The 7,338-nt window shown below is 57.1% G+C and carries 8 protein-coding genes and 1 pseudogene; 3 read left to right on the top strand and 6 right to left on the bottom strand.

Going from position 1 to position 7,338, the window contains the following annotated elements:
* From Q0711_RS03855 to Q0711_RS03875, 5 genes and pseudogenes are all read right to left on the bottom strand, one after another.
* On the bottom strand, positions 1-936 hold a 936-nt coding region (locus Q0711_RS03855; protein ID WP_299041672.1), incomplete at its 3' end, for a restriction endonuclease subunit S.
* Positions 926-1,273, bottom strand: coding sequence for a DUF86 domain-containing protein (locus Q0711_RS03860; RefSeq protein ID WP_299041675.1), 348 nt, complete (start codon positions 1,271-1,273; stop codon positions 926-928). The genes Q0711_RS03860 and Q0711_RS03855, both read right to left, overlap by 11 nt.
* Positions 1,263-1,562 carry a nucleotidyltransferase family protein gene (locus tag Q0711_RS03865; protein ID WP_299041678.1) on the bottom strand — a complete coding sequence of 100 codons (300 nt, stop codon included), beginning with the start codon at positions 1,560-1,562 and terminating at the stop codon, positions 1,263-1,265. Before Q0711_RS03865 ends, Q0711_RS03860 begins: the two co-directional genes overlap by 11 nt.
* A gap of 10 nt (positions 1,563-1,572) precedes the next feature.
* Complete coding sequence (locus Q0711_RS03870) at positions 1,573-3,186, bottom strand: type I restriction-modification system subunit M (RefSeq protein ID WP_299041681.1); 1,614 nt, start codon at positions 3,184-3,186, stop codon at positions 1,573-1,575.
* Between the two features lie 375 nt (positions 3,187-3,561).
* Positions 3,562-3,775, bottom strand: a pseudogene (locus Q0711_RS03875) (GTP-binding protein); the annotation flags it as partial.
* A 67-nt stretch (positions 3,776-3,842) separates the two neighbouring features.
* Between Q0711_RS03875 and Q0711_RS03880 the strand changes: the two are divergent.
* Entirely contained in the window at positions 3,843-4,583 is a 741-nt protein-coding gene (locus Q0711_RS03880) for a DUF561 domain-containing protein (protein WP_298615005.1), read from the top strand.
* Entirely contained in the window at positions 4,561-5,571 is a 1,011-nt protein-coding gene (locus tag Q0711_RS03885) for an RsmB/NOP family class I SAM-dependent RNA methyltransferase (protein WP_298615002.1), read from the top strand. Before Q0711_RS03880 ends, Q0711_RS03885 begins: the two co-directional genes overlap by 23 nt.
* Here Q0711_RS03885 and Q0711_RS03890 read toward each other — a convergent pair.
* A complete protein-coding gene (locus Q0711_RS03890; RefSeq protein WP_298614999.1) occupies positions 5,493-6,602 on the bottom strand; it encodes a hypothetical protein in 1,110 nt (369 codons plus the stop codon). The two genes, Q0711_RS03885 and Q0711_RS03890, sit on opposite strands and share 79 nt — an antisense overlap.
* A gap of 407 nt (positions 6,603-7,009) precedes the next feature.
* Here Q0711_RS03890 and Q0711_RS03895 point away from each other — a divergent pair.
* The coding region (locus Q0711_RS03895) for a DUF2887 domain-containing protein (RefSeq protein ID WP_299041686.1) at positions 7,010-7,338 on the top strand (329 nt) is incomplete at its 3' end.

Below are 7,338 nucleotides of genomic sequence, written 5' to 3' on the forward strand. Positions count from 1 at the left end.
TGGCTTTAGCGCCAATCGTTTTTCTTCTGTTTCGTCAAAATGCATTTCATCAAGTGATGATAGGTCTATGTATCCCCAAAAAACATTTGCTGTCCGCAAGAAAGGACGTTTTCGCGAACCAGCACGTGATTTCGGAGACAATGATTTGCCTTGCTGTATCTCGAATACCTCCCCCAACCTCACCACCTGCCAATGGGCGGGGATGGGGCCGATTTCGGTTTCTTTGAGGTTCACCCCAGATGGCACAGAGATTTTCTCCGTGTTCTCTGTGTTCTCCGTGGTGAATCCTACCGGCCCATAGGTGAAGAGATGGCGCATCAGGCTCCGCTTCAACTCGCGCAGGGCGGCGATGACCCGCTCGCTGGCCTGCCTCGCTTCTTGCACCGTCCGCAGCACGTGCGCGATCGCCCGCTGCTCGGGCAGAGGGGGGAGGGGGATGGTAGTAAGGGAGAGAAATTCCCGTTCATGAACACGCTGACGATTTGTGGCTCCTTTTGCTCCAGCATCTAATCTGTCCCACACGAACGATTGAGACAAATATAGCCCTATAAAGTCTGGGTTTGCTCTTACCTCATCAAGACGAAGAATTGGATAATCTCCACTCACAATCGGGTTCAGTACATCCGCCTGAAAAAAGCCGTAGGAGCCCTTCCGTGCCCAAATTTTCAACAGCAGAAAATCGCCGCGTTCTGCGCGATACCATACTTTGCTCTTGAGTTGCTTACCGAAAACAGATTCTTTCACTCTAACTCCATGAGCATAGAGTCCCACGGACAACAGGGCGTAAATCTGGTTGTCTTGAACGCTAATACGACGGCTATCCCGTGTGACTGGCGTCATTACCTCCCCTAACCTCACCACCTGCCAATCCTCAGGTAGGGGGCCGAGTTCGGTCATCCGGAAGCCGTCGGGCAGGTTCTCAATTTCATTCGCCATCTCTCAGCTCCTCTAGCAGACGGGCGATTTGTTGTCTCAGTAGCGGCACGTCTTGAGTCGCCGTGACCCAAACAATGCGCCAGTCAACCGCAAAATACTCGTGCACGGCCAGGTTGCGGAAGGCGACGATGTCGTGCCATGGGATGTCCTGGTACTGGTCGGTATAGCGCTTAGGTAAGCGTGCTGCTGCTTCGCCGATGACGATAAGTTTCTGCAGCACAGCGCTTTGCCTCAATTCATCCTGCATGAAGTCGGCTGAGCTGATTCCTCTCAGAAACCGCTCAATGGCATCCGCCGCTTCCACCATATCGGTTAGGTACAGGCGTTCAGGTCGCATAGATCACCTGTTCTTCGCGCAGTACAGCGTCGCGTATGGCAAGCTTGAGGCCCTCCCTAGGGACAAGGTCCACCGGCCTGCCGAACACTTCAGAGAGCTCCCGCGCCATGCGGCTTAAGGTGAGAAAACCCACGGCAGCATCCGCCTCAAACTCCACCAGTACGTCCACATCGCTTTGCGGATTGAAATCCTCGCGCAGCACTGAACCAAACAAGGAAAGCCGTTTCACGCGGTAACGCTGGCAGAACTCCTTAAGCTCCGATTCATGGATAGGAATAGCTAGGTTCATAGTAGGCTCTCTAATTTAGTCCTAAACGGAAGAGCACCTCGCGCAAAGCGCGCTCGGCCTCGGCGCGTTCCTCCTCCGCCTCCTCCAGCCGCACCAGCACCTCCTCCAGCGGCAGGACATCCTCCTTCCCGTTCACGCTCACGTAGCGGCTGGGGGAGAGGTTGTAATCGTTGCGCGCCGCTTCTTCGCGCGTAATGATGGCATGTTGGGGCGAACTGCCGTCGGGCGAACTACCGTTCGCCCCTACATTGCCCCATCGGTGGTAAATCTGGGCGATGGTCTCGATGTGCTCCTCGGCTAGGTAATTCTTCGGGCGCCCTTTGGCGAATTGCTGGCTGGCGTTGATAAGCAGGATTTCGCCGTGGTGACGCTTCCGGCGGTTCACGACGAGAATGACACCCGGCGCAGTGGTGTTGTAGAAAAGATTTTCGGGCAAGAGAATCACCGCCTCGATCAGGTCGGCCTCGACGAAGGCCTTGCGGATGTCGCGCTCGCGGTTCGAGCCTTGGTTGCCGCTGCCGCGACTGACCGCGCCCGTATCCAGCACCACCGCCATACGGCCGCGTTCATTGAGCGAGGCCAGCATGTGTTGCAGCCAGCCCCAGTCGGCGCTGGAAGAGGGCGGGATACCATAGCGGAATCGCTCGAACGGGTCGTTCTCATAGAGTTCCTGCCCGAACTTTTGATTCCACATCGGGTTGGCGGCGATCAGGTCAAAGGTCTGTAAGCGCCCGGCGGTGTCGCGAAAGGCTGGCTGGCGCATCGTATCGCCGAGGCGGATGTCGGCCTCAATGTCGTGGATGACGGCGTTCATGCGCGCTATAGCGAAGGTGGCCGGATTGATCTCCTGCCCGAAGATGCGCAGCGGCTTGATATGGGAGGGAAGGCGTTTCACCACAGAGTTGACAGAGAACTTCTCCGTGCTCTCGATGTTCTCTGTTGTTCCCAACTTCTCTACCAGCCGCAGATGGCACTTGATGAGCAGGCCGCCCGAACCGCAGGCCGGGTCATAGACCCTCATCCCCGGCTCTGGCTCCAGCAGGCGCGCCATGAGCACGCCGACCTCGCGCGGGGTGTAGAACTCGCCGGCCGATTGTCCCTGCCCCTCGGCGAATTTGCGCAGCAGGTACTCGTAGGCGCGACCGAGGATATCCGGCTCCACGTCGTACAGCCCCAACCGATGGCGCGAGAGCACCTCGATCAGCGCTGCCAAGTGTTCGTCGGAAATGATACGTTGACCGGCGGCGGTGGCGTTGAAATCCACCATGTCAATCACCCCGGCCAAGGATGGATTCTCGCGCGCCACGGCACGCACCGCGTCGGTTAGATACTGCCCTAGGCCGCTCGTCCGCCGGCGGATCGCCTCCCAGCGGGCGTGTTCGGGGATAAAAAAGCGCACAAGGCTCACATGCCCGCTCTGGCGTTCCTGCTCCAGCAAGTGGAGCAAAGTCTTTTCCCCGCCAAATTCCTGCGCGCGGCGCTTGATCTCATCGTCGAACACATCTGAAAGGCGCTTGAGGAAAATCAGCGGCAGGATGTAATCTTTGAACTTGGGTGCGTCCAACGGGCCGCGAATGACGCACGCCGCATCCCAGAGCCAGTTTTCGAGAGTTTGGATGTCCATACTAAAATCGTTGGACTATTACGATTGACATTCTTCCCGGCCTTCAGGCCAGAGATTCCTACCGCCCCCAAGCGTGGCATTCAACCACCCCTGAGTCACCTCGGCGGGTTCCTCCTTCCGACCGCCACTGCGGTTTGATCCACAGGCCATCCGAGCGTGTCCCACCCTTCTCTCGCCAGATTTTTATCCAGCAGAGACAAATCAATCGTAGCTTATTTCTGAGATTTCCTGAGGATCTATCCCTGGGAACTTTGCGCTATCCTTAGGCGCATCGGGTCGAAGCCCCCCGCATCGAGGATGTATTCCATGGCAGCCGCCTGGTGGGTGGAGCATGCCTTGGTCAAGGGGTTATCCCATGGATGCGCGGCGGCATTGCTCAAAAATTTCTTCATCGGTGTTGACCACCAGTTGATATCAATTGCCAATTCGCCAAACTCATTGACAATCACAGCGACCTTTTTGCCATGGTCGTGGGTGAGAATACGATGCAAGAGGGTGATTTTAGGGCACCCCAGTAGCCAATGAGAACTGTAACGGGAACGGTTATAAGCTGAACGACCGCTAGAGACTTTACGAGCTTAACAAATATCCCTCGCAGTCACCGTAAAAAGGGCTGTAGGATAAAAAAATGCACAACTATGGAAAGTGTCAAGCCTATGCTGCATCCGCGTTTAGCTGCTGCCTTTGAACAGCGTTCTGTCCTCAAAATTATTAGTGGTCTCAACAATTTTGATCGCGATCGCGTGCGGGCAGTGGTCACTGCCGCCGATCAAGGGGGCGCCACCTTTGTGGATATTGCTGCTGATCCTCAACTGGTGCGCCTTGCCAAGAAACTCACCTCCCTGCCAGTGTGTGTCTCAGCGGTAGAACCCCTGAAACTGCTGCGGGCGGTAAACGCCGGTGCCGATCTCGTGGAAATTGGGAACTACGATAGTTTCTATGCCCAAGGGCGGGTGTTTAGCGCTGAGGAAGTGCTGGCGTTAACGCGCCAAACTCGCGAGTTACTGCCCCAGATCATGCTGTCGGTGACTGTGCCCCACACGCTGCTTTTAGATCAACAGGTTGCCCTCGCTGAGGCCCTGGTGGCTGCCGGCGCCGATGTCATTCAAACCGAGGGGGGCACCAGTAGCCAGCCCCACCACAGTGGCACGTTGGGTCTGATTGAAAAAGCCGCTCCCACATTGGCGGCCGCCTATGAAATTTCCCGCGCTGTTGCCGTGCCCGTGCTCTGCGCTTCCGGTCTTTCGGCAGTGACGATTCCCCTGGCGATCGCCGCTGGGGCTGCGGGTGTTGGAGTCGGCTCTGCTGTTAACCAACTGAATAGTGAAGTGGCCATGGTGGCCAGTGTGCGTGCCCTCGCTGAAGCCGTCAAAGGTGCCATTGCCATCCGCCGCTAAACCTGGGGCGAAACTCTCCCGCTTGGCTATAGCCTGTGCCAACCGTCTCTTTGAGACTGGCGGCGATCGCAAAGCGCGCCCTCCGGGCGAACGGGAGAGTTTTTTAGAGGCACTCACCACTCCCCCGCCCTACGCTGCCACAGTGCTTTGGTGCAGAGAGCCGACTTCCCCCTTACCCTTTGAGCCATTGCCGCCCCTGCCTTGGCAACCCCCCTGGGTTAGTCGCTTTGCGCCCGGCAGCCCCACGGGTCAACACCCACTCCACGAGGCAGGCGCCTACTACTGTTTGGACAGCTCCTCGGTATTTGCGGCCGTACCGCTGTTAACCCTGCCGCAGGAGCCGTCATTGGTAATTGATGTGTGTGCGGCGCCCGGCGGGAAGAGCTTGTTTGCCTGGCGATCGCTCCACCCCCGCTATCTACTGTGCAACGAAACCATCGGCAAACGGGTGGGGATGCTCATTGGCAATCTCAAGCGCTGTCGAGTGCATCCCGTGGGTGTCACCTCTTGGGACCCTGAAGTGCTGGCTGCCGAGTTTCAAGGCACGGCCGATGTCGTGATCGTGGATGCCCCCTGTTCCGGTCAATCCCTGCTGGCCAAGGGACAAAAAGCCGACGGCTGCTTTCATCCGCTAACGATTCGCCGCAACCAACGGCGGCAAAAACGGATTCTGGCGGCGGCAACTGCCCTTGTGCGGCCGGGGGGATGGCTGCTCTATAGCACCTGCACCTTTAGTCGCGAGGAAAATGAGGAGGTGGCCGCTTGGCTTGTGGCCACGTTTCCCCACCTGATTCCCCAAAGGGTGCCCGTACTAGCCGCCTATCAATCCCATCTGGCGGCGTTTCCCTGCTATCGTCTCTGGCCCCAGCAAGGGGAAGGGGCGGGCGCCTTTACCATTCTCTGGCAGCATCAGGGGTCGGGGGAGTCAAGGCCAATCCCCGATTTGGGCGATCGCTGGCGCTGGTGCTCCACTTCCCAGCCGAGATAGGTGACGGCAGTGAGGGCATCCCGCTGAAGCCATTGCCCCAGAGTGCGACTGCCGGCGATCGCCTCCCGCCCCATCAGGGTTGCCCCAAGAAGCTGGCCGCGGCGACTAACCACCAGTTGACCAAGGCTTTGGCCAGCGGGGCTAAAATGCAGAATATCCCAGAGTTGAAGGGGTTCTCGAAGGCAGTGCTGGGCTTGGCGGGCATTCCACCCCACCCGAGCAAGGGGCACAGGGAGAGCCAGCCACCATGGTTGGCGAGAGTAATCTAGGGGCAGGGATTTGCGCTGCAAAATGTTGTGGGCGATCGCAAAAGCTTCAAATTGCGTTAGGGAAGGCAAGTTGTACCCCCGCTGCCAACCGCCACAGGCATAGAGTTGGGGATGGCTGGTGCGGCCTTGCCCAGTGATTCGCAACCAGCCTTGGGCATCCCGCTGAAGAGGCTGCAAGTTCAAAGGGGTCGGATCGGGCGGCTGACGCCTTCCCAGGAGGGGAACCCCTACACCTAGACCCTTTAGGGCAGCGTGCAGGCGATCGTTGAACCACGCATCTTCTGTTGTCACAAGCGGTAGACCTTGGCCATCGGGGTAAGGGGGCTTGCCGGACCAGTGGTGCCAACAGACCCACTCAATTCGACTGAGGGCATCCATGTGTTGACTCTCCATCTCAGCAGGGGCATCCAGAAGTAAATAGCCCCGCGCGTACAGGCGATCGCTCCCTACTTGAAAATGACAGCGCGGCTGCCAGACAAATTGACCTGGGCCTGCAATTACATCTACCCCCGCCAGTTCCAAAACCCTAGGGGCATAGCGCTGTTGTCCGTGGCTGAGATGGGTTTGAAAATCCTGCCAATGCTGCGGATCCAACCTTAGGGGCGGAAACTGCGATAGCCACCAGCGTTGCCACTGCCATTGCCACTGCCCATCGGCGGCTGGAATGACTAAGCCAATCCGCCCCAATGCCGCACAGCGATAGGCCAAATCCAACGCCAAGGGACTGGCTGCCACGATCAGCAGGTCATACTCAAAGCGCATAGGAAATTATGATAAAAACGACAACGTTAGTACTTCCCATGCAGTCCATCTAAAGGTCTAGCGTTGGTAATCTCGGCAGGAGCTGACCTACAACCGCTACTGAATCAGTTGGCCTCCTTTGGTGCCTTGATCTAAAACTAGGGGAGCAAACGAGCCATAACTTGGTTGCCTCTCTTGGAACGTATTTACCTAAACTGCCTCTTGGACAGGGCTGCCGGAAAAGCCTTTGAACACAGGTCAAGCGGCAGATGGCCAATTTCAAGAATATGCCCAATCTATGCAAACGGGGGATCTAGGGGCGGACGTACCCTCCAGCAAGTGTATTGCCCCAAAAACTTTGCAGAAATACTTCTAGATTTTATTAACTATGGGAAGTGGTTTCATGGCTAGGGCGCTCCTCCTAGCCCATGCGTCGTGATTCCCTCTTTTATCAACTCTTTGCCCAGTTGCCCCAGACCTTCTTTGACCTCTTGGGTCTAGACTCTTCTGAAGGCTACCGCTTTGACTCGATTGAACTCAAGGAAACCACCTTTCGCATTGATGGCGTCTTTGTCCCCCCTGACCCCGCAGGGGTGGTGTATTTCTGTGAAGTGCAGTTTCAGCGGGACAATACCTTCTACGAGCGCTTCTTTGCGGAGATTTTTCTGTATCTGCGCCTAAAGCGCGATACGTTTTCTGACTGGCAGGCGGTGGTGATTTACCCTGACCCCCAGACGGAGCAAAAAGAGATTACCCC

Origin of the sequence: uncultured Thermosynechococcus sp. (assembly GCF_937958135.1) — a bacterium.
Lineage (GTDB): Bacteria > Cyanobacteriota > Cyanobacteriia > Thermosynechococcales > Thermosynechococcaceae > Thermosynechococcus.

What these genes read in the sequence shown, in the direction of transcription:
- Q0711_RS03890 (WP_298614999.1), bottom strand. Translation starts at nt 6,602, where the DNA reads ATGCGCTTTGAGTATGACCTGCTGATCGTGGCAGCCAGTCCCTTGGCG.
- Q0711_RS03880 (WP_298615005.1), top strand. Translation starts at nt 3,843, where the DNA reads ATGCTGCATCCGCGTTTAGCTGCTGCCTTTGAACAGCGTTCTGTCCTC.
- Q0711_RS03860 (WP_299041675.1), bottom strand. Translation starts at nt 1,273, where the DNA reads ATGCGACCTGAACGCCTGTACCTAACCGATATGGTGGAAGCGGCGGAT.
- Q0711_RS03865 (WP_299041678.1), bottom strand. Translation starts at nt 1,562, where the DNA reads ATGAACCTAGCTATTCCTATCCATGAATCGGAGCTTAAGGAGTTCTGC.
- Q0711_RS03870 (WP_299041681.1), bottom strand. Translation starts at nt 3,186, where the DNA reads ATGGACATCCAAACTCTCGAAAACTGGCTCTGGGATGCGGCGTGCGTC.